The sequence below is a fragment of the Streptomyces netropsis genome, assembly GCF_014203545.1.
GTDB classification, from domain to species: domain Bacteria; phylum Actinomycetota; class Actinomycetes; order Streptomycetales; family Streptomycetaceae; genus Streptomyces; species Streptomyces netropsis.
Genome location: NZ_JACHJG010000004.1, coordinates 316,492 through 337,172, shown reverse-complemented (window position 1 = coordinate 337,172; position 20,681 = coordinate 316,492). Strand labels below are relative to the sequence as shown.

General features: G+C 71.2%; 20 protein-coding genes and 1 tRNA gene. 17 read left to right on the top strand and 4 right to left on the bottom strand.

Going from position 1 to position 20,681, the window contains the following annotated elements:
* The first annotated feature begins 14 nt into the window (after positions 1–14).
* Genes argJ through FHS38_RS12650 form a run of 4 tightly spaced genes read left to right on the top strand, consistent with a single transcriptional unit; the run spans position 15 to position 3,871 of the window.
* Positions 15–1,166: a bifunctional glutamate N-acetyltransferase/amino-acid acetyltransferase ArgJ gene (argJ, locus tag FHS38_RS12665; RefSeq protein WP_184733621.1), complete on the top strand. Its 1,152-nt coding sequence runs from the start codon at positions 15–17 to the stop codon at positions 1,164–1,166.
* Positions 1,163–2,104, top strand: a complete 942-nt coding sequence (argB, locus tag FHS38_RS12660) for an acetylglutamate kinase (RefSeq protein ID WP_184733620.1) — start codon at positions 1,163–1,165, stop codon at positions 2,102–2,104. Before argJ ends, argB begins: the two co-directional genes overlap by 4 nt.
* Positions 2,101–3,321, top strand: coding sequence for an acetylornithine transaminase (locus tag FHS38_RS12655; RefSeq protein ID WP_184733619.1), 1,221 nt, complete (start codon positions 2,101–2,103; stop codon positions 3,319–3,321). Before argB ends, FHS38_RS12655 begins: the two co-directional genes overlap by 4 nt.
* A 7-nt stretch (positions 3,322–3,328) precedes the next feature.
* Complete coding sequence (locus FHS38_RS12650) at positions 3,329–3,871, top strand: arginine repressor (RefSeq protein ID WP_184733618.1); 543 nt, start codon at positions 3,329–3,331, stop codon at positions 3,869–3,871.
* Between the two features lie 164 nt (positions 3,872–4,035).
* Here the strand turns inward: FHS38_RS12650 and FHS38_RS12645 are convergent.
* Positions 4,036–4,109 (bottom strand) — tRNA-Pro (locus FHS38_RS12645).
* 318 nt (positions 4,110–4,427) lie between these two features.
* Between FHS38_RS12645 and FHS38_RS12640 the strand changes: the two genes are divergently transcribed.
* The 5 genes from FHS38_RS12640 (at position 4,428) to FHS38_RS12620 (ending at position 10,403) form a co-directional block, all read left to right on the top strand.
* Positions 4,428–5,621 carry an argininosuccinate synthase gene (locus FHS38_RS12640; RefSeq protein WP_184733617.1) on the top strand — a complete coding sequence of 398 codons (1,194 nt, stop codon included), beginning with the start codon at positions 4,428–4,430 and terminating at the stop codon, positions 5,619–5,621.
* 117 nt (positions 5,622–5,738) lie between these two features.
* Entirely contained in the window at positions 5,739–7,172 is a 1,434-nt protein-coding gene (gene argH / locus FHS38_RS12635; protein WP_184733616.1) for an argininosuccinate lyase, read from the top strand.
* Between the two features lie 105 nt (positions 7,173–7,277).
* A complete protein-coding gene (locus tag FHS38_RS12630) occupies positions 7,278–7,826 on the top strand; it encodes a TetR/AcrR family transcriptional regulator (RefSeq protein ID WP_184733615.1) in 549 nt (182 codons plus the stop codon).
* Positions 7,823–9,367, top strand: a complete 1,545-nt coding sequence (locus FHS38_RS12625) for an MFS transporter (RefSeq protein WP_184733614.1) — start codon at positions 7,823–7,825, stop codon at positions 9,365–9,367. Before FHS38_RS12630 ends, FHS38_RS12625 begins: the two co-directional genes overlap by 4 nt.
* Before the next feature lie 208 nt (positions 9,368–9,575).
* Positions 9,576–10,403, top strand: coding sequence for an alpha/beta fold hydrolase (locus FHS38_RS12620; protein ID WP_184733613.1), 828 nt, complete (start codon positions 9,576–9,578; stop codon positions 10,401–10,403).
* Between the two features lie 36 nt (positions 10,404–10,439).
* Here FHS38_RS12620 and FHS38_RS12615 read toward each other — a convergent pair whose 3' ends face one another.
* Positions 10,440–11,114 (bottom strand): lysophospholipid acyltransferase family protein, encoded by a 675-nt coding sequence (locus FHS38_RS12615; RefSeq protein ID WP_184733612.1) that lies wholly within the window; start codon positions 11,112–11,114, stop codon positions 10,440–10,442.
* A 231-nt stretch (positions 11,115–11,345) separates the two neighbouring features.
* Between FHS38_RS12615 and FHS38_RS12610 the strand changes: the two genes are divergently transcribed.
* The 3 genes from FHS38_RS12610 (at position 11,346) to FHS38_RS12600 (ending at position 13,926) form a co-directional block, all read left to right on the top strand.
* Positions 11,346–12,521, top strand: coding sequence for a glycerophosphodiester phosphodiesterase (locus tag FHS38_RS12610; protein WP_184733611.1), 1,176 nt, complete (start codon positions 11,346–11,348; stop codon positions 12,519–12,521).
* Between the two features lie 250 nt (positions 12,522–12,771).
* Positions 12,772–13,323, top strand: coding sequence for a sigma-70 RNA polymerase sigma factor region 4 domain-containing protein (locus tag FHS38_RS12605; RefSeq protein WP_184733610.1), 552 nt, complete (start codon positions 12,772–12,774; stop codon positions 13,321–13,323).
* 81 nt (positions 13,324–13,404) lie between these two features.
* A complete protein-coding gene (locus FHS38_RS12600) occupies positions 13,405–13,926 on the top strand; it encodes a GNAT family N-acetyltransferase (RefSeq protein WP_184733609.1) in 522 nt (173 codons plus the stop codon).
* 204 nt (positions 13,927–14,130) lie between these two features.
* Here the strand turns inward: FHS38_RS12600 and FHS38_RS12595 are convergent, their stop codons facing one another.
* Together FHS38_RS12595 and FHS38_RS12590 are read right to left on the bottom strand one after the other, a co-directional pair.
* Positions 14,131–14,577, bottom strand: a complete 447-nt coding sequence (locus FHS38_RS12595; RefSeq protein ID WP_373301802.1) for a hypothetical protein — start codon at positions 14,575–14,577, stop codon at positions 14,131–14,133.
* A 2-nt stretch (positions 14,578–14,579) separates the two neighbouring features.
* Positions 14,580–14,939, bottom strand: coding sequence for a hypothetical protein (locus tag FHS38_RS12590; protein WP_184733608.1), 360 nt, complete (start codon positions 14,937–14,939; stop codon positions 14,580–14,582).
* A 632-nt stretch (positions 14,940–15,571) separates the two neighbouring features.
* Here FHS38_RS12590 and FHS38_RS12585 point away from each other — a divergent pair.
* From FHS38_RS12585 to cbiE, 5 genes are all read left to right on the top strand, one after another.
* On the top strand, positions 15,572–16,699 hold the full coding sequence (locus FHS38_RS12585; RefSeq protein WP_221494903.1) for a methionine ABC transporter ATP-binding protein: 1,128 nt from the start codon (positions 15,572–15,574) through the stop codon (positions 16,697–16,699).
* The gene (locus tag FHS38_RS12580) at positions 16,696–17,475 is read left to right on the top strand and encodes a methionine ABC transporter permease (RefSeq protein ID WP_229822402.1); all 780 of its coding nucleotides are present in this window, start codon (positions 16,696–16,698) and stop codon (positions 17,473–17,475) included. Before FHS38_RS12585 ends, FHS38_RS12580 begins: the two co-directional genes overlap by 4 nt.
* Positions 17,476–17,574: 99 nt before the next feature.
* Entirely contained in the window at positions 17,575–18,447 is an 873-nt protein-coding gene (locus tag FHS38_RS12575; RefSeq protein WP_184733606.1) for a MetQ/NlpA family ABC transporter substrate-binding protein, read from the top strand.
* Between the two features lie 155 nt (positions 18,448–18,602).
* On the top strand, positions 18,603–19,244 hold the full coding sequence (locus FHS38_RS12570; protein WP_184733605.1) for a GNAT family N-acetyltransferase: 642 nt from the start codon (positions 18,603–18,605) through the stop codon (positions 19,242–19,244).
* A 131-nt stretch (positions 19,245–19,375) separates the two neighbouring features.
* Entirely contained in the window at positions 19,376–20,635 is a 1,260-nt protein-coding gene (cbiE, locus tag FHS38_RS12565; RefSeq protein ID WP_184733604.1) for a precorrin-6y C5,15-methyltransferase (decarboxylating) subunit CbiE, read from the top strand.
* Positions 20,636–20,681 lie beyond the last annotated feature (46 nt).

The following is a 20,681-nucleotide window of genomic DNA, read 5'->3' as shown; positions in this document are numbered from 1 at the left end:
AACAAGGAGATGCAGTGAGCGTCACGGCAGCAAAGGGATTCACGGCGGCGGGCATCGTCGCCGGGATCAAGGAGAGCGGTAACCCCGACCTCGCCCTCGTGGTCAACGAGGGCCCCCGTCTGGCCGCCGCCGGCGTCTTCACCTCCAACCGCGTCAAGGCCGCTCCGGTCCGCTGGTCCGAGCAGGTGCTCAAGGGCGGGCAGGTCTCGGCCGTCGTCCTCAACTCCGGTGGTGCCAACGCCTGTACCGGTCCGCTGGGCTTCCAGGACACGCACGCCACCGCCGAGAAGGCGGCCGAGGTGCTGGGGGGCAACGCGGGGGAGATCGCCGTCGCCTCGACCGGCCTCATCGGGGTGCGGCTGCCGATGGACAAGCTGCTGCCGGGCATCGGGAAGGCCGCCGCCGAGCTCTCCGCGCACGGCGGTGAGAAGGCCGCCATCGCCATCAAGACCACCGACACGGTCCACAAGACGGCCGTGGCCCAGGGCGACGGCTGGACCGTCGGCGGCATGGCCAAGGGCGCGGGCATGCTCGCCCCCGGCCTCGCCACGATGCTCGTCGTCCTCACCACCGACGCCGACGTCGACGCGGCCGGACTGGACGCGGCCCTGCGCTCCGCCACCCGGCAGACCTTCGACCGGGTCGATTCGGACGGCTGCATGTCCACCAACGACACCGTGCTGCTCCTCGCCTCCGGTGCCTCGGGCACGGTCCCGGCCGCGGACGCCTTCGCCGAGGCCGTGCGGACGGTCTGCGACGATCTCGCCCGCCAGCTCATCGGGGATGCCGAGGGGGCCTCGAAGGACATCCGTATCGAGGTCGTCGGTGCCGCCACCGAGGACGACGCCGTCGAGGTGGGCCGCTCCATCGCCCGCAACAATCTCCTCAAGTGCGCCATCCACGGCGAGGACCCGAACTGGGGCCGGGTGCTTTCCGCGATCGGCACCACCTCGGCGGCCTTCGACCCCGACCGGCTCAATGTGGCCATCAACGGTGTCTGGGTCTGCAAGGAGGGTTCGGTGGGCGAGGACCGCGACCTCGTCGACATGCGCTACCGGGAGGTCCGGATCACCGCCGATCTGTCGGCCGGCACCGAGTCCGCCGTCATCTGGGCCAACGACCTCACCGCCGACTACGTCCACGAGAACAGCGCGTACTCCTCATGAGCGACACGAGCCCGGCGACCACCCCGCCGACCACCGCCCGCAAGCACACCGCCCTGCCCAAGGCCCGGACCCTCGTCGAGGCCCTGCCCTGGCTGACGCGGCATCACGGCAAGACCGTCGTCATCAAGTTCGGCGGCAACGCCATGGTCGACGAGGAGCTGAAGGCCGCCTTCGCCCAGGACGTCGTCTTCCTGCGCCACGCGGGCCTGCGCCCGGTCGTCGTGCACGGCGGCGGGCCGCAGATCAGCGCGCAGCTGGAAAAGCTGGGCCTGACGTCCGAGTTCAAGGCCGGGCTGCGGGTCACCACCCCCGAGGCGATGGATGTCGTGCGGATGGTGCTCGCCGGGCAGGTGCAGCGCGAGCTGGTCGGGCTGCTCAACGAGCACGGGCCGCTCGCCGTCGGTATGACCGGCGAGGACGCCCACACCATGACCGCGACCAAGCGCTACGCCGAGAGCGACGGTGAGCGGGTGGACCTCGGCCGGGTCGGCGAGATCGCCGCGATCGACACCGGGGCCATTCAGGCGCTGCTGGACGACGGCCGGATCCCCGTCGTCTCCTCCATCGCCCGCAGCGCGGACGACGATCACGTGTACAACGTCAACGCCGACACCGCCGCGGCCGCCCTCGCCGCCGCCCTGGGCGCCGAGACGCTGATGGTCCTCACCGACGTCGAGGGGCTCTACGCGGACTGGCCCAACAGCGACGACGTCATCAGCCAGCTCACCGCGAGCGAGTTGGAGACGCTGCTGCCGGAGCTGGCCAGCGGGATGGTCCCCAAGATGGAGGGCTGTCTGCACGCCGTGCGCAACGGCGTCACCACCGCCCGGGTGATCGACGGCCGGGTCCAGCACTCGATCCTGCTGGAGATCTTCACTGATGAGGGCGTCGGCACGATGGTCGTGCCGGACAAGCCGGTCGAGGGGGCCACGCTGTGAGCAACGACGAGCTGACGCGGCGCTGGCAGGGCGCCCTGATGGACAACTACGGCACCCCGCGGATCCCCCTGGTCCGCGGTGCGGGCACCGAGGTCTGGGACGCGGACGGCAAGCGCTATCTGGACTTCGTCGGCGGCATCGCCGTCAACGCCCTCGGCCACGCGCACCCGGCCGTCGTCCGGGCGGTGTCGGAGCAGATCGCCACGCTCGGCCACGTATCCAACCTCTTCACCGCCGAGCCCCCGGTCGCGCTCGCGGAGCGGCTCCTGACGCTCGCCGGGCGCCCCGGTCGCGTCTACTTCTCCAACTCCGGTGCCGAGGCGATCGAGGCGGCCTTCAAGATCGGGCGGCGTACGGGCCGTACCCACATGGTCGCCACCCTCGGCGGTTTCCACGGCCGCACCATGGGCGCCCTGGCGCTCACCGGCCAGCCGGCGAAGCAGGATCCGTTCCTGCCGCTGCCCGGCGAGGTCACGCACGTCCCGTACGGGGATGCCGAGGCGCTCCGCGCCGCGGTCACCACCGACACCGCGCTGGTGGTGCTGGAGCCGGTGCAGGGCGAGAGTGGCGTGGTCGTGCCGCCCGCGGGCTATCTCGCCGCCGCCCGTGAGATCACCCGGGCCACCGGGACGCTCCTGGTCCTGGACGAGATCCAGACAGGTATCGGCCGCACCGGCCATTGGTTCGAGCACCAGGCGCAGGGTGTCGAGCCCGATGTCGTCACCCTCGCCAAGGGCCTCGGCGGCGGGCTGCCGATCGGCGCGACCCTGGCCTTCGGCCCCGCGGCCGACCTGCTGACGCCCGGTCAGCACGGCTCGACCTTCGGCGGCAACCCGGTCGCCTGCGCGGCCGCCCTGGCGGTCCTGGACACCCTCGCGGGCGACGGGGTACTTGACGGAGTCAAGCGCACGGGAGAGTTGCTGCGTGACGGGATCACCGCCCTCCGGCACCCCCTGGTCGACCACGTCCGTGGCGCGGGCCTTCTGCTGGGTATTGTCCTTTCGGAGCCCCTCGCACCGAACGTGCAGCAGGCGGCACAGGACGCCGGCCTCCTGGTGAACGCGGTCGCACCCCACGTGGTGCGGCTGGCCCCTCCGCTGATCATCACCGAAGATGACGTGGAATCGTTCCTCCGGGCGCTGCCCGGTGTCCTGGACGCTGTCGCGGGGGCGCACGAGGCCGACGGGGCCCATGGGGAACGACGATCCGGAGACTGACGAGACGATGACCGAGGCGCAGGAGCCCGAGCCGTTCCACGGCGGGCAGGCAGTACCGCAGACCCGCACCGCCCGCCACCGCCGGATCGTGGACATCCTCGGCCGGCAACCCGTGCGGTCCCAGAGCCAGCTGGCCAAGCTGCTCGCCGACGACGGCCTGTCCGTCACCCAGGCGACGCTCTCCCGGGACCTCGACGAGCTGGGCGCGGTCAAGATCCGTAACACCGGTGGCGAGCTGATCTACGCCGTGCCCTCCGAGGGCGGCGACCGCACCCCGCGGGCCCCGCTGGGCGAGTCCGCGACCGAGGCCCGGATGGGCCGGCTGGCGGCCGAGCTGTTGATCTCGGCGGAGGCGTCCGCCAACCTCGTGGTGCTGCGCACCCCGCCGGGGGCCGCCCAGTTCTTCGCCTCGGCCATCGACCAGGCGGGCGTCCACGAGATCATCGGCACGATCGCCGGCGACGACACCGTCATGCTCATCAGCCGCGACCCCAAGGGCGGCCAGGCGCTGGCGGACCACCTGCTGCGGCTGGCCCAGAAGGAAGGCTGAGCCCCGGCGGCAGCCGCCCCACCGCCCCACGGCCATCCCGCGCGCCTCGCGCCGGGGTGGCCGTCGTCGTGTGACGGGCCGTCACGGGGCATGGCCGCAGCCAATGAAAAACGGCCCCGCCGCCCGGAGGAGAACCTCCGAGCGGCGAAGCCGCTTCCGCACCGTCGGGACGACAGGATTTGAACCTGCGACCCCTTGACCCCCAGTCAAGTGCGCTACCAAGCTGCGCCACGTCCCGGTGCACGCCCCGTCTGCGGGTTTCCCCTGAACGGGCGCGCAGAAGAAAAATACCCTGTTCCGGGGCGAATATCGAACTCGGGTCACCGACCCCCCTGTGCGCGGCCCCCGCACGGCCCTCGCCGCTGCCGTCGGACGCCCTCGCGGCGCGGGACCGTCCCCCTCGGAGTCCTCCGGATGAGGGCGTTTGATTCCGGTTGATCACTAAACGGCCGCCCCGCCGACCCCGTCCGACGCCCGGATTCCCGTCGACGTTGACGAAACATACGGTCCAGTGCATACTTATGCTCATCAGCGTTTGCACCGTAAGGAGAAACCCGTGACCGAGCGCGTCGTACTCGCCTACTCCGGCGGCCTGGACACCTCCGTCGCCATCGGCTGGATCGCCGAGGAGACGGGCGCCGAGGTCATCGCCGTCGCCGTCGATGTCGGCCAGGGCGGCGAGGACCTGGACGTCATCCGCAAGCGCGCGCTCGCGTGCGGTGCGGTCGAGGCGGAGGTCGCGGACGCCAAGGACGAGTTCGCCGACGAGTACTGCCTCCCGGCGATCAAGGCCAACGCCCTCTACATGGACCGCTACCCGCTGGTCTCCGCCCTCTCCCGGCCGACGATCGTCAAGCACCTCGTCGCCGCCGCCCAGAAGCACGGCGCGACCACGGTCGCCCACGGCTGCACGGGCAAGGGCAACGACCAGGTGCGGTTCGAGGCCGGTATCTCCTCCCTCGCCCCGCAGCTCAAGTGCATCGCGCCGGTCCGTGACTACGCCATGACCCGGGACAAGGCCATCGCCTTCTGCGAGGCGAAGGACCTCCCGATCGCGACCACCAAGAAGTCCCCGTACTCCATCGACCAGAACGTCTTCGGCCGGGCCGTCGAGACCGGCTTCCTCGAGGACATCTGGAACGCGCCGATCGAGGACGTCTACGACTACACCGCCAACCCGGCCACCCCCCGGGAGGCCGACGAGGTGATCATCACCTTCGAGCAGGGTGTCCCGGTCGCCATCGACGGCAAGCCCGTCTCGGTCCTGCAGGCCATCCAGCAGCTCAACGAGCGGGCCGGTGCGCAGGGCGTCGGCCGGCTCGACATGGTCGAGGACCGGCTGGTGGGCATCAAGTCCCGGGAGATCTACGAGGCGCCCGGCGCGATCGCGCTGATCACTGCGCACCAGGAGCTGGAGAGCGTCACCGTCGAGCGCGAGCTCGCCCGGTACAAGCGGCAGGTCGAGCAGCGGTGGAGCGAGCTGGTCTACGACGGCCTGTGGTTCTCCCCGCTCAAGCGGGCCCTGGACGGCTTCATCGCCGAGGCCAACGAGCACGTCTCCGGTGACATCCGGATGACGCTGCACGGCGGCCGGGCCGTCGTCACCGGGCGGAAGTCCGAGCAGTCGCTCTACGACTTCAACCTCGCCACCTACGACACGGGCGACACCTTCGACCAGTCGCTGTCCAAGGGCTTCATCGAGATCTTCGGTCTGTCGTCGAAGATCGCCGCCAAGCGTGACCTGGTCTGACCCGTCGCGTTAAGCGCCGCGACACGGCTTTCACGCCTGTCACCCCTCGTTTCGAAGCCGCCTCCCCGCCCCCGGGCGGGGAGGCGGCCGCACACCACCAGCCTTGAGGAGCAGCAAGTGAGCAACGCCAGCAGCGGCGACGTACGGCTGTGGGGCGGCCGGTTCGCGGACGGACCCGCCGAGGCCCTCGCCAAGCTCTCCGCGTCCGTCCACTTCGACTGGCGTCTGGCGCCCTACGACATCGCGGGCTCCCGCGCGCACGCGCGCGTGCTGCACCGGGCCGGGCTGCTGACGGCGGACGAACTCCAGCGGATGATCGACGGGCTCGGGCTACTCGAGGCCGACGTCGCGGCCGGCTCCTTCGTCGGCACCATCGCCGACGAGGACGTGCACACCGCCCTCGAGCGGGGGCTGCTGGAGCGGCTCGGCCCCGACCTCGGCGGCAAGCTGCGCGCCGGCCGGTCCCGCAACGACCAGGTCGCCACGCTCTTCCGGATGTATCTGCGCGACCACGCCCGGATCATCGGCGGACTGATCACCGACCTCCAGGAGGCCCTGGTCCAGCTGGCGGAGGCGCACGCGGACGTCGCCATGCCGGGCCGCACGCACCTCCAGCACGCCCAGCCGGTGCTCTTCGCCCACCACGTCCTCGCCCATGTCCAGGCGCTGGGCCGGGACGCCGAGCGGCTGCGGCAGTGGGACGAGCGCACGGCCGTCTCCCCGTACGGCTCGGGCGCCCTCGCCGGATCCTCCCTCGGGCTCGACCCGGAGGCGGTCGCCGCCGACCTCGGCTTCGAGCGCGGCTCGGTGGGCAACAGCATCGACGGGACGGCCTCGCGGGACTTCGTCGCCGAGTTCGCCTTCATCACGGCGATGATCGGCATCGATCTGTCGCGGATCGCCGAGGAGATCATCATCTGGAACACGAAGGAGTTCTCCTTCGTGACCCTCCACGACGCCTTCTCCACCGGCTCCTCGATCATGCCGCAGAAGAAGAACCCGGACATCGCGGAGCTGGCCCGGGGCAAGTCCGGGCGGCTGATCGGCAATCTGACCGGGCTGCTGGCGACGCTCAAGGCCCTGCCGCTCGCCTACAACCGCGATCTCCAGGAGGACAAGGAGCCGGTCTTCGACTCCTGTGACCAGCTGGAGGTCCTGCTCCCGGCCTTCACCGGGATGATGGCGACCCTCACCGTCAACCGCGCCCGGATGGCGGAACTGGCCCCCGCGGGTTTCTCGCTGGCCACCGACATCGCCGAGTGGCTGGTCAAGCAGGGGGTGCCGTTCCGCGTGGCGCACGAGGTCGCGGGGGAGTGTGTGAAGGAGTGCGAGGCGCGGGGCATCGAGCTGGACGAGCTGACCGACGAGCAGTTCGCCGCCATCTCGCCGCACCTGACGCCCGAGGTCCGCACGGTCCTCAACGTGCCCGGCGCGCTCGCCTCGCGCTCCGGCCGGGGCGGTACGGCGCCGTCGGCGGTCGCCGTCCAGCTGACCGAGGTCAAGGCCGACCTCGCGGTCCAGCGGGAATGGGCGGACGCGAAGCGGAGCTGACCGGGTCCCTGACGCACCACTGAGACGTCGACCCTGAGACGTCGACCCTGAGACGGCGATCACCCGAATGAGACATCACTGTCTCATTCGGGTTATCGTCGTCTCATGAGTGTCGACCGTGACCATGTGCTCGCCGAGGCGGCCGCCCTGCTCACCCGCAAGGCCACCGCCTCCATGGACGAGATCGCCAAGGCCGCCGGAATCAGCCGCGCCACCCTCCACCGCCACTTCGCCGGGCGCGACGCGCTCGTCCGGGCCCTGGAGGACCTGGGCATCGAGCAGTTCGAGCGGGCGTTGGACGAGGCCCGGACCGAGGAGGGTGACGCGGCCGAGGCCCTGCGCCGGCTCATCGCGGCGACCGAACCGGTCGCCGGGATCATGGCCTTCCTCTACACCGAGAACCAGCTCTACGAGGCCGGCCTCAACGAGGGCTGGAACAGACTCGACGCCCGCGTCACGGCCCTCTTCCAACGGGGCCAGGAGGAGGGCGCCTTCCGGCTGGAGCTGTCACCCGCCTGGCTCACCGAGGCGCTCTACGGACTGATCGGCGCCGGAGCCTGGGCCGTACAGGACGGCCGGGTGGCCGCCAAGGACCGCACCCGCATGGTCGCCGAGCTGCTGCTCGGGGGCGCGCAGCGGAGGATGAAACAGTGACCGGCCCCACCGACAGCCGTACCGACGGCCCGCAGTCCGAAACGCCGCGTCCCGGGCGCTGGCTCGCACTCACCGTCCTCGTCCTCGCCGTCCTGCTCGTCGCCATCGACGCGACCGTCCTCGGTCTCGCGACGCCCTTCCTCAGCGAGGACCTGCGCCCGTCGGCCACCCAGCTGCTGTGGATCGGCGACATCTACTCCTTCGTCATCGCCGGACTCCTGGTCTCCATGGGCAGCCTCGGTGACCGCATCGGGCGCAAGAGGCTGCTGCTGACCGGCGCCGTGGCGTTCGGCGCGGTGTCGGTGCTCAACGCCTACGCGACGAGCCCGGAGATGATGATCGTCGCCCGCGCCCTGCTGGGCGTGGCGGGCGCGACGCTGATGCCCTCCACCCTCGCCCTCATCCGCAACATCTTCCACGACCCCAAGGAGCGCAGCTTCGCCATCGGCATCTGGGGTGCGATGGCCTCCGCGGGAGCGGCCGTGGGCCCGGTCGTGGGCGGCTTCCTGCTGCAGCACTTCTGGTGGGGTTCGGTCTTCCTGATCAACCTGCCGGTCATGGCCGTCCTCGTCCTCGTCGGCATCAAGCTGCTGCCCGAGTCGCGCGACCCCTCGCCCGGTCCGTGGGACCTGCCCAGCGTCGCCCTGTCGATGATCGGCATCGTGGCGATCGTCTTCGCCATCAAGGAGGGGGCGGCGAACGGCCTCCACTGGTACGTCCTCCTCGCGGCCGCCGTCGGCGTGCTGGCGCTGGTGTGGTTCGTCCGCCGGCAGCTCACCCTGCCCTCGCCCCTGCTGGACATGCGGCTCTTCCACCACCGGGGCTTCTCCGGCGCCGTCCTCGCCGATCTGCTGACGATCCTCGGCCTCTCCGGGCTGGTGTTCTTCCTCTCGCAGTTCCTGCAGCTGGTCCAGGGCCGCGACCCGCTGGAGGCGGGCCTCGCGGAGCTGCCGGCGGCCGTCGGCGCGGTCACCGCGGGTCTGCTCGCGGGCAGGGTGGCCCGGCGCTACTCCGTGCGGTCCGTGGTGGCGGGCGGGCTCGGCGCCATCGGTGTCTCCCTCGCCGTGCTCGTGTGGCTGCAGACCGACACGGCCTATCCGATCCTCGGTGCGTTGTTGCTGCTCGTCGGTGTCGGTGCGGGCTTCTCCTTCACCGTCACCGCCGATGTGATCCTCTCCAGCGTGCCCAAGGAGCAGGCGGGCGCGGCCTCGGCGGTCTCCGAGACGGCCTACGAGCTCGGTGCCGCCCTCGGCATCGCCCTCCTCGGCTCGGTCGTCACCGGCGTCTACTCCGACTTCGCCACCCCCGAGGGCGTCCCGCCGGCCGCGGCGGCCGAGGCCCACGAGTCCCTGGGCGGCGCGGTCGAGATTGCCGCCGACCTCCCGGCGGACACCGGTGGGGCCCTGCTCGCCTCGGCCCAGGAGGCCTTCGTCGACGGCCTGCAGATCGCCTCGGGCGTCGGCGCGGTGGTCCTGCTCGCCACGGCGGTCGCCGCCTGGTTCCTGCTGCGCGGACAGCGGCTGGAGGGCGGCGGGCACTGAGGCCGCCCGGCGGAGCCCGCAACGTCACGCGGACCGGAGCATGTTGCTCCGGTCCGCGTGACGTTTTCGTGAACAAAAGTGTCTTGACGGGGTCCTTATGCGCGCGGAACCATCGTGGTTACCGGTCGGTATTGCCGAACAGCGTTCGGCTGGTGTGTCCGGACGACGACGTTCGGACGAGAGTCCCGTGCCTCGAAGGAATCCCCCCATGCGTCTGCGTAGAACAGTCCGGTTCCTGATCGCCGCCGCGGCCACCGCCGCGCTCGGCCTCACCGGTCTCTCGGCCCCGGCCTCCGCGTCGGTGCTCGACGTCCCGCCCAGCGGTGCCAACGACTGGTCCTGCAAGCCGGATTCGGCCCACCCGCAGCCCGTCGTGCTGGTCAACGGCACCTTCAAGCTGATGGCGGAGAACTGGTCGAAGCTCTCGCCCAAGCTGAAGGAGGCGGGCTACTGCGTCTTCGCCTTCAACTACGGGCACCTGGAGACCGACCCGATCCCGCAGTCGGCCGCCGAGCTGCGGGACTTCGTCGAGGCCGTGCGGGGCGCGACGGGCGCCGAGAAGGTCGACATCGTCGGCCACAGCCAGGGCGGCATGCTGCCGCGCTACTACGTGAAGTTCCTCGGCGGCGCCGACAAGGTCGACGACCTCGTCGGCATCGTCCCCTCCAACCACGGCACGAAGAACCCGCTCGCGATCGCCGCCGGCTGGACCTTCTGCCCGTCCTGCGTCGACCAGCAGGTCGGCTCCGAGCTGCTGCAGAAGCTCAACGCGGGTGACGAGACCCCGGCCGGACCGGACTACACGGTCATCACCACGCGCTACGACGAGGTCGTCATCCCGTATACGAGCGCGCTGCTCACCGGGGAGAAGGAGCACCTCACCAACGTCGTGCTCCAGGACAAGTGCCCGCTCGACCTCTACATGCACGACCAGGCGACCAAGGACCCGGTCGTCGCCCAGTGGGTGCTCGACGCCCTGGCGCACAAGGGCCCGGCCGACCCGGGCTTCCAGCCCCGTTGCGTCGGCCGGGCCTAGTGGTCCCGGGTCAGGAGTGCTGCCGTCGGGCGGCCGTCAGGCAGCCTTCTCCCGTGCCTTGGTCGCGTACATGTCGACGTACTCCTGGCCCGACAGTCGCATGACGTCGCTCATGACCTCGTCGGTGACGGCCCGCAGGACGTAGCGGTCGCGGTCCATGCCCTCGTAGCGGGAGAAGTCCAGCGGCTCGCCGAAGCGCACGGTCACCGGCGCGATGCGGGGGATGCCCTTGCCGTTCGGCTGGACCTTCTCGGTGCCGACCATCGCGAACGGGACCACGGGCGCGCCGGTCATCAGCGCGAGGCGCGCGATGCCGGTGCGACCGCGGTAGAGACGGCCGTCGGGGGAGCGGGTGCCCTCCGGGTAGATGGCGAAGACCTTGCCCTCCTGCAGGACGCGCTTGCCCGTCATCAGCGCCGCGGCGCCACCGCGGCCGCCGTCGCGGTCCACCGGGATCATGCCGGACGAGGTGAAGAACCACGCCATCAGCCGTCCCTTGACGCCCTTGCCCGTGACGTACTCGTCCTTGCCGATGAAGAAGACCTGCCGCTTGAGGATCAGTGCGAGGAACAAGGAGTCCACGAAGGTGACGTGGTTACCGGCCAGGATCACCGGACCGTTCTCGGCGATGTGCTCGACGCCCTCCACCTTCGGGCGGTACAGGACGCGCATGAGCAATCCGAGAAACGCCTTGAGCAAGATGCGGGACAACGGGCCCTCCGGTCGTGATGTTCGGTGTGGCGCATGCCTGCGCAGGTGAGGACGATACTCGCGGGTACCTCCCCCGCGCACACCGGGTTCACGGAGTGGATACACAGCGTTGACGTGAGTTTCCACCACGTTCCCGCCCCGTCTTCCCCTATGACAGTCGTACGTGTCTACGATCGGCGCGTCTGACAGGTGCCGGACAGGTGCCGGACGAAAGCACAACGAGGAGTGTTCATGCAGCAGGAGCAGCGGCCGGGCAGGCGCACGCTGCTGGGGGCCGCCGCGGCCCTCGGCGCCGGAGCGGTCGTCGTGGGCAGCGGTGCGGCCCCGGCGGTGGCGGCGCAGAGCGGCACGGGACGCGACGGTCAGGCCGGCCACGGCGGCTCGTACAAGGACCTGCCGAAGCCGACCGTCATCGGCCACCGCGGCGGCAGCGGCTACCGGCCCGAGCACACCCTCGGCTCCTACCAGTTCGCCCTCGACAACGGCGCGGACGTCATCGAGCAGGACGTCGTCCCCACCAAGGACGGGCACCTCGTCTGCCGCCACGAGAACGACATCACCGGCACCACCGATGTCGCCGCCCGCCCCGAGTTCGCGTCCCGCAAGACCACCAAGACCGTCGACGGCGAGGCGCACACCGGCTGGTTCACCGAGGACTTCACCCTCGCCGAGCTGAAGACGCTCCGCGCCAAGGAGCGCATCCCCGGCACCCGCGGGCACAACACCCTCTACGACGGCCGCTGGCAGGTGCCCACCCTCGAAGAGGTCCTGAAGTGGGCCGACGAGCAGGGCCGCAAGCGCGGCCGGCGGATATGGCTGCACATAGAGACCAAGCACCCCACGTACTTCCGCAAGGCCGGCCTCGGCCTGGAGGAGCGCCTCGCCAAGCTGCTGCGCCGCTACGGGCGCGCCGGGCGCAACAGCCACACCTTCCTGCAGTCGTTCGAGCCCGGCAGCCTCCAGCGGCTGAACCGGCTCGGCGTCGACTGCCCCAAGGTGCTCCTGCTGGACGACCTGAACACCCGTCCCTGGGACTTCGTCGAGGCCAAGGACCCGCGCACGGTCGCCGACCTCATCACGCCCAAGGGCCTGAAGTGGGTCACCGGCTTCGCCCAGGGCATCGGCCCGTGGCTGAACCTGATCATCCCCCGGGACAAGAACGACAAGCTCACCAAGCCCACCACCCTCGTCCGTGACGCGCACGCCGCGGGGCTGATCCTGCACCCCTACACGATGCGCAACGAGAACAGCTTCCTGCCCGCCGACTTCCGCCGCGGCACGGACCCCAACGCCTACGGTGACGTCTTCGGCGCGTTCAAGACCTACTTCGCCACCGGCATCGACGGCATCTTCTCGGACAACTGCGACACGGCGGCCCTCGCGCGGGCCGACTTCGTCAAGGGCTGACCCCGGCCGGGTCTCCCACCCCGGGGGACCCGCGTCAAGGTGACCCCGTCAACGGACGGCCCCGCCCCGGCGCGGGGGCGGGCGGCGCCACGGCGTACGCCCACCCCCGCGCCGGGCCGGGCCCCACCGGCCTCTCGCGCCGGGTGCCCGCCCCAGGAACCATTCTTCTCCCGCCGGGTAAACCCACTCGTGCGAGTGATGGCACCCCGCACCCGGAAACCGACGGATCGCGCGGCACGTCCCGCCCGGCATGACACCGAACGATCTTCTGACCTCGCTGCGCCCGCTGCTCGCGGCGGAGTGCGCGGCGGAGGCACCGGCGGCCGGCGTGGAAGCGGCCGACCTCGAACAGGGCGTCTGGGTACGGCTGCTGAGCGAGGGCCGGCACGGCCCCTCGGCGATCGGCCGCGGCAGGGGAGCCGCCGCGCGGTTACGCGCCGCGGTACGGGCCGAGGCCCGCGCCGCGCGCCGCCGCGCCCGGCGCGAGGTGCCGTACGACCCCACCGGCGTCGAGCCGCCGCAGCCCGCCCCCTCCCGTGACGGGTCCCGCGTCGAGCAGGAGGTCCTCGCTGCCGAGACGGGCCGCGAACTGCGCGCCGCCGTGCGGCGGCTGCCCGGCCGGTGCCCCCGGCTGCTGAGCGCCCTGCTGTCCGGGAGCGACCCGACCTACCGAGAAATCGCAGGGGAGTTGGGTATCTCACAAGGATCATTGGGGCCGGTCCGTTCCCGATGCCTGGGATGCCTGCGCAGAATGCTCATGGCGGAGGTTGCGGCTCCTGAACGCGGGGGAAAGGAGCGTTAGACGGCCGACGTCACGGAGACGACGTACAGCGCGGCGGCTCCTGTCAGAGCGGACCGAACCGAAAAGGGGAGGCATGCGCACATGGGCATGAGCGTGACCATCTCTGCGGCGACCGAGCACGATGCCGAGCAGATCTTCAAACTCCAGTACCTCTGTTACCAGAGCGAAGCCGAGCTGTACGGCGACTACTCCCTCGAACCTCTGACGCAGAGCCTCGACGCGCTCCGCGCCGAACTGGGCGACGGCTGTGTGCTGGTGGCCCGGCTGGGCGAGGAGGTCGTCGGATCGGTGCGCGGCACGGTCGACGGACAGGGCACGGCCGTGATCACGGGGCTCATCGTGCATCCCCGGATGCGGCGGCACGGCCTGGGCGGCCGGCTGCTCGGCGCGCTCGAGGAGCGGCTGGCGGGGGAGTGCTCCGCACGTCTGTACCGCCTCGCCACCGGCCAGCGCAGCGAGGGCAATCTGCGGCTCTACCGCAAGTGGGGCTACGCGCAGACCGGCACCGAGCAGGTCACACGGAAATTCACCCTGGTCACGCTGGAGAAGGCGGTGGGGGCCGCACAGGAGGTCCAGGAGGCCGTCTACGTGCCGAGCGCCTGAGGGGCCGGCCGGTCTTGGCGGGTGTGCGCTTGGCCCAGCGGGCCGTGGCGTGTGCACCTCCGCTGCGCGGCGGTGTCCTCAAGCGCTGGACGGGCTGCTGTGCTGTGTCCTCAAGCGCCGGACGGGCTGAAATCAGCCCGTCCGGCGCTTGAGGACGCGCCCGCAGGGCGCTCGCCGCCGCAGGCGGGACTTTGCTGACACGCCCTAGCGGCGGGCGGACCGGCGCAGCCAGACCATCGCGGTCACGGGCAGGATCACCGGGATGAAGAGATAGCCCATGCCGTAGTCCGACCAGACCGTCGCGTCGGGGAAGGCGGACGGTTCGACGAGCGTCCAGGTGCCGACGACGAGGACACCGGCCAGCTCGGCGGCGCAGCACACCAGCGCCGCCTTGCGGGCCGTCTCGCCGCCGCGCACCAGGGAGTACGTGATGAAGGCGTACACCACCGCGGCGACGGCGGACAGGACGTAGGCGAGCGGCGCCCGGCCGAAGTCCAGGATCACCTGCACGACGGAGCGGGACGCCGCCGCGACGGTGAACACCCCGTAGAGCCAGACGAGCAGTCGCCCCGGGCCGCTGCCGAGATCGAAACCGGGCTTGTCGTCGGACGCGCCGGCGGCGCCTTCGCGCACCTTCACGGGTTCGGACACGGTCAGCCTCCCCAGATGTCGTACAGCCGGACTTCGAGCACCGCGAGGATCACGGCACCCGCCGAGACGGTCGCCGAGCCCCAGCGGGTCCGCTCGGCCAGCGACATGAACCCCGCGGCCGGCACGGTGGCCGCCGAGCCGAGCAGATAGGCGAGGAAGATCGCCATGCCCTGTGCGGGCCTGTCGCCGCCGGCCAGCCGCACCACACCGACGACGAGCTGGACGAGCGCCAGGACGGACACCACGGCCATGCCGATGAAGTGCCAGTCCTTGGTGGACTGGTCGCGCGAGAACGCGAAGCCGCACCAGGCGGCCAGGGCGAGGGCGGCCAGGCCGACCGCCAGCGTCAGCGCGTCGATCACCGGGGCCTCCGGGCTGCGGCGCGGACGGGCGGAGGGGGCTGGACAAGCATGGGACGACTTTAATCGGCGGACGCGGGGCCACCGCGCGCGGCCCCGGGCCGACGCGTGCGCGAGGCCGCCGCCGCGACGGGCCGGGAGGCCCACCCGGCAGCGACGGGTACCGTGGCCTGTGCCACACCCGAGGCGTCCGGGGTGCCGGCCGGACGACTCCCCGACGAGGGCTTACCGGCGGTATTCACGCAGGCCACAGGTGCTGTGTCGAAGATCGCCGAAGGTCACGGCGAACGGGGGGAATACATTCCGGATCCGTCCGCCCCTCGAACAATCTCGTCCAGTATTCGGACAAGCTTGTTCGACTCGCATGTCCTTCTGTTTTACTGGCTCGCATGACCACGACGAGCAGCCGCACCCTTGCGACCGAGGCGATGACCACGCCCGGTGCTGCTTGCATGTGTCGAATGTGTGACCGCTGAGGGCCCCCGTTCTGTGCCTCGCGCCCCGAAGCGAGACCCTGTGAGCCCCCCGACCGGCACCGCCGCCGGACCGGACCGCTCCGCCCCGCGTCACCAGGAATCCCGAAGCCGCGCCTGACCGCGCCCGCCGGGTACTCCCCATGCCGCGTTCCGCAATGAATGCCCGTGCCCGGTGGCACCGCCACCGCGCACTCGACAGTGACGGAATCCCCTGTGATCACCACTACGGGCCTGACAAAGGTCTACCGCTCACGCGGCCGCGAGGTCACCGCCCTCGACGGCGTCGATCTGCATGTGCGTGAGGGCGAGGTGTACGGCGTCGTCGGCCAGAGCGGCGCCGGAAAGTCGACCCTCATCCGCTGCGTCAACCTCCTGGAGCGCCCCAGCTCCGGCACGGTCACCGTCAACGGTCAGGACCTCACGGCCCTCGCCGGCCGCGGTCCCCGCGCCAACGCGGGGCTGCGCAAGGCGCGCAGCCACATCGGCATGGTCTTCCAGCACTTCAACCTGCTCTCCTCGCGGACCGTGCAGGCCAACGTCGAGCTGCCGCTCGAGATCCTCGGCCTCTCCGGCAAGGAGCGCAGCCGCAAGGCCCTCGAACTCCTCGACCTCGTCGGCCTCGCCGACAAGGCCAAGGCCTACCCCGGTCAGCTCTCCGGTGGCCAGAAGCAGCGCGTCGGCATCGCCCGCGCCCTCGCCGGCGACCCCAAGGTGCTGCTGTCCGACGAGTCGACCTCCGCGCTCGACCCGGAGACCACCCGCTCCATCCTCCAGCTGCTGCGCGACCTCAACCAGCAGCTCGGCCTGACCGTCCTCCTCATCACCCACGAGATGGACGTCGTCAAGACCATCTGCGACTCCGCGGCCCTGATGAAGGGCGGCCGCGTCGTGGAGTCCGGCACCGTCTCCGAGCTGCTCGCCACCCCCGGCTCCGAGCTCGCGGCGGAGCTCTTCCCCGTCGGCGGCGAGCCGTCCGGCCCCGACCGCACCGTCGTGGACGTCACCTTCCACGGCGACGCCGCGACCCAGCCGGTCATCTCCCAGCTGTCCCGCACGTACAACATCGACATCTCGATCCTGGGCGCCGCGATGGACACCGTCGCCGGCAAGCAGGTCGGCCGGATGCGCATCGAGCTGCCCGGCCGCTTCGAGGAGAACGTCGTCCCGATCGGCTTCCTGCGTGAGCAGGGCCTCCAGGTCGAGGTCGCCCCCCACGGGGAAACGGCCTCCGCCACCGTCCCCTCGCCGGCCCCGGCCGACGCGCTCCTCAAGGAAGGTGCCAAGTGACCTGGTCCGAGATGCAGCCCCTGCTGCACGACGCGTGTCTGGACACCCTCTTCATGGTGTGGTGGTCCGCGGTCTACTCCGTCATCGGCGGCGTCCCGCTGGGCATCCTGCTGGTCCTCACCGACCGCGGCGCGCTGCTGCAGAACGTGGTGGTCAACCGGGTGATCGGCACGATCGTGAACCTCGGCCGCTCGCTGCCCTTCATCATCCTCATCGTCTGGCTGATTCCCCTCAGCCGCGCGATCGTCGGCACGTCCATCGGCCCCAGCGCCGCCGTGGTGGCCCTGGTCATCGGCGCCGTCCCGTTCTTCGCCCGCCTGGTGGAGACCGCGGTCCGCGAGGTGGACAAGGGCCTGGTCGAAGCCGCGCAGTCGATGGGCGGCGGCACCTGGACCGTCGTCTTCAAGGTGCTGCTCCCGCAGGCCCTGCCCTCGCTCATCGCGGGCCTGACCACCACCGTCATCGCCCTCATCGGCTACTCCGCGATGGCCGGCGCGGTCGGCGGCGGCGGCCTGGGCAACCTCGCCATCACCTACGGCTACATGCGCCACGAGACCGGCCTGATGAACATCACCATCGTGCTGCTGATCGTCATCGTGACCGTCGTGCAGTTCGCCGGTGACCTGGCCGTACGGCGCCTCGCCCGACGCGGTGGCGCCCAGGCGGCGGCCGTGGGCCTGCGCAGGCTGTGGGCCCCGTCCGTCAAGCCCGCCGCACCGGCCCCCACGCCGGAGCCGGCCACGAACGAAGCGGTCGCTCTCACCGAGACCCGCTGACCGGCGGGGCCACACCCCCCACCGAACCCACGAGCCCGGACCCTTTGCCGGGCGGCAACACCTCGTGAACCCGAGAAACACAAGATAGGGGCACTCTTCGTGCGTACCACCATCAAGCTCACCGCCGCCGTCGCCGCAGCAGCCGCGCTCACCCTCGGCCTCAGCGCCTGCAGCGCCCCCTCCGACACCTCCTCCAGCGGCTCGGGGAAGAAGGGGAAGGACGCCGACCCCAAGGCCACCCTCGTGGTCGCGGCCAGCCCCACCCCACACGCCGACATCCTGAACTACGTCAGAGACAACCTGGCGGAGAAGGCCGGTCTGAAGCTGGAGGTGAAGGAGTTCAACGACTACGTGCTCCCCAACACCGCCACCCAGAACGGCGAGGTCGACGCCAACTTCTTCCAGCACAAGCCGTACCTCGACGACTTCAACAAGAAGAACAAGACCGACATCGTGCCGGTCGTCAACGTCGAGATCGAGCCGCTCGGCCTCTACTCCAAGAAGGTCGACAAGGTCGGCGACATCACGTCCGGCAACACCGTCGCCGTGCCCAACGACGCCACCAACGAGGGCCGCGCCCTCAAGCTCCTCGCCGACAACGGCGTCATCAAGCTGAAGGACGGCGTCGGCGCCGAGGCCAAGCTCTCCGACATCGAGGACAAGAAGGGCATCCAGTTCACCGAGCTGGAGGCCGCCCAGATCCCGTCCCGCCTGGCCGACGTCGACGCCGCCGTCATCAACGGCAACTTCGCCATCGGCGCCAAGCTCAACCCGGCCAAGGACGCCCTGGCCCTGGAGAAGGCCGAGGGCAACCCCTACGCCAACTTCCTGGCCGTGAAGAAGGGCAACGAGGCCGACCCGCGCATCGCGAAGCTCTCCAAGCTCCTCAACTCCGACGACGTCAAGAAGTTCATCGAGAAGAAGTTCTCCAACGGCGCCGTCCTCCCCGCCTTCGGCAACGCGCAGAGCTGACGCTCCGTAACCTCCGCCGACCGCATACCTCCGGCCCCGCGTACGCTCACGGCGTGCGCGGGGCCGAGGCGCTTGGCGCACCACGGTGCACATGCTGCATGCTGGTGCACTCAAGACGGTCCTGAGCCCACCCGCCCCCGGCGTTGGAGCAGCGCATGACATCCATCTTTCCGGACATCTCCCTCAGTACCGACCGGCTGGTGCTGCGCCCCTTCGACGCCGCGGACATCCCCGCCCTCGCCGAGATGATGAACGACGAGCTCATCACCGCGTGGACGTCCGTGCCCCACCCCTACACCACCGCCGACGCCCGCGAGTGGGCCCTGGTGCGCGCCCCCGCCGAGCGCACCGAAGGACGCGGGATCGTCTTCGCGGTCACCGAATTCCTCACCCACCGCCTCGTCGGCATCGTGTACCTGCGCCACACCGACTGGCGCACCCTGGCCGCCGAGGTCGCCTACGCCGTCGCCCCCTGGGCCCGCGGCGAGGGATACGCCTGCGAATCCGTGGTCGCCGTCGCCCAGTGGCTCTTCCGCGACCAGAAGTTCGAACGCCTCGAACTGCGCACCGCCGCCGACAACACCGCTTCCCAGCAGGTGGCCCAGAAGGTCGGCTGCATCAGCGAAGGCGTCCTGCGCAACGCCTGCATAGCGCGCAGCCGCACCGAGGACGGCGGCTGGACCGACATCCGCACCGACCTCATCGTCTGGAGCCTCCTCCCCGAGGACCTGGACGAGATGGAGGAGCAGTACAGCGGCGGCACCGACTACGCCGCCGCCTTCCCCGACTGGCGCTGAGCCCCCCTTCTTCCGCGCACCGCCGCACCCCCTCCGGTCCGGGCCTGCCGGGGTACCCTCACCGTGCCCGCGCAACCACGGGCCCCGCCCCGCGACAAGCCCCCCGCGACAAGCCCAGGAGACTGACGACGATGGCCGACCGGGTCACGGTGATCGGGTGGGACGGCTCCCCCCTGTCGGACGCGGCCCGCTCCGCCCTGGCCGCCGCCACCCTCGTGGCCGGCGCCGCCCACCACCTGGCCCTGCCCGAGCTGCCGCCCACCGCCGAGCGCGTCCGGCTCGGCAGCGTCGACCTCGCCGCCCGCCGCATCGCCCAGCACCGCGGCTCCGCCGTGGTCCTCGCCGACGGCGACCCCGGCTTCTTCGGCGTCGTACGGACCCTGCGCGCACCCGAACACGGCCTCGAGGTCGAGGTGGTACCCGCCGTCTCCTCCGTCGCCACCGCCTTCGCCCGGGCCGGCATGCCCTGGGACGACGCCCAGATCGTCGTCGCCCACGCCCGTGACCTGCGACGCGCCGTCAACGTCTGCCGCGCCCACCCCAAGGTCGCCGTCCTCACCTCGCCCGGTGCCGGGCCCGCCGAACTCGCCCTGCTGCTCGGCGACGTCCACCGCACCTTCGTCATCTGCGAGGAACTGGGCACCGCGCGGGAGCGGGTCACCGTCCTCACCTCCGACAAGGCCGCCGACCACTCCTGGCGCGACCCCAACGTCGTCATCGTCATCGGCGGTTCCGGCGCCGCCCCGAGCCCCCCGCCGGGCGCCGTCCAGGGCAGCGGACACCCCCGGCCGAGGACCCCGGGCGGCTGGATCGCCGGCCGCGACCCCGGCTACCCGCCGGCCCTGCGCGGCTGGGCGCTGCCCACCGACGCGTACGGCGGCGGCCGGGGCGAGGGCGAGGGCACCGAACTGCGCGCCGCCCAACTGGCCCGGCTCGGCCCGCGCGTCGGCGACCTGGTCTGGGACATCGGCTCCGGCAGCGGCGCCCTGTCCGTCGAGGCCGCCCGCTTCGGCGCCGCCGTCCTCGCCGTGGACCGCGACGCCGACGCCTGCGGCCGCACCACCGCGGCCGCCCGCCGGTACGGGGTCCAACTCCAGGTCGTCCACGGCACCGCGCCCCAGGTGCTGGAGGACCTCCCCGAGCCCGACGTGGTCCGCGTCGGCGGCGGCGGGGCCCCGGTCGTCAGGGCCTGTGCCGCCCGCCGCCCCGAGCGCATCGTGACGCACGCGGCCACCCGCGACGAGGCCGAGGCCGTCGGCAGGGCGCTCGCCGAAGGCGGCTACGCCGTGGAGTGCGCGCTGCTCCAATCCGTGGAGTTGGACACAACCGCCTGGGTGGAGCGCGAGCGCGCCGTAGCCTTTCTGCTGAGTGGTCGTCGTACGCACCCGTGACCTCGGACGACTGTGCGGAGGGTAGGCTGGCGGATCGTTGTGCCGC

Bases quoted from the DNA above. Each gene is read 5' to 3' on its own strand.
- argB (WP_184733620.1), top strand. From the start codon at position 1,163: ATGAGCGACACGAGCCCGGCGACCACCCCGCCGACCACCGCCCGCAAG.
- FHS38_RS12650 (WP_184733618.1), top strand. From the start codon at position 3,329: ATGACCGAGGCGCAGGAGCCCGAGCCGTTCCACGGCGGGCAGGCAGTA.
- FHS38_RS12630 (WP_184733615.1), top strand. From the start codon at position 7,278: ATGAGTGTCGACCGTGACCATGTGCTCGCCGAGGCGGCCGCCCTGCTC.
- FHS38_RS12620 (WP_184733613.1), top strand. From the start codon at position 9,576: ATGCGTCTGCGTAGAACAGTCCGGTTCCTGATCGCCGCCGCGGCCACC.
- FHS38_RS12610 (WP_184733611.1), top strand. From the start codon at position 11,346: ATGCAGCAGGAGCAGCGGCCGGGCAGGCGCACGCTGCTGGGGGCCGCC.
- FHS38_RS12605 (WP_184733610.1), top strand. From the start codon at position 12,772: ATGACACCGAACGATCTTCTGACCTCGCTGCGCCCGCTGCTCGCGGCG.
- FHS38_RS12600 (WP_184733609.1), top strand. From the start codon at position 13,405: ATGGGCATGAGCGTGACCATCTCTGCGGCGACCGAGCACGATGCCGAG.
- FHS38_RS12585 (WP_221494903.1), top strand. From the start codon at position 15,572: ATGCCCGTGCCCGGTGGCACCGCCACCGCGCACTCGACAGTGACGGAA.
- FHS38_RS12570 (WP_184733605.1), top strand. From the start codon at position 18,603: ATGACATCCATCTTTCCGGACATCTCCCTCAGTACCGACCGGCTGGTG.
- cbiE (WP_184733604.1), top strand. From the start codon at position 19,376: ATGGCCGACCGGGTCACGGTGATCGGGTGGGACGGCTCCCCCCTGTCG.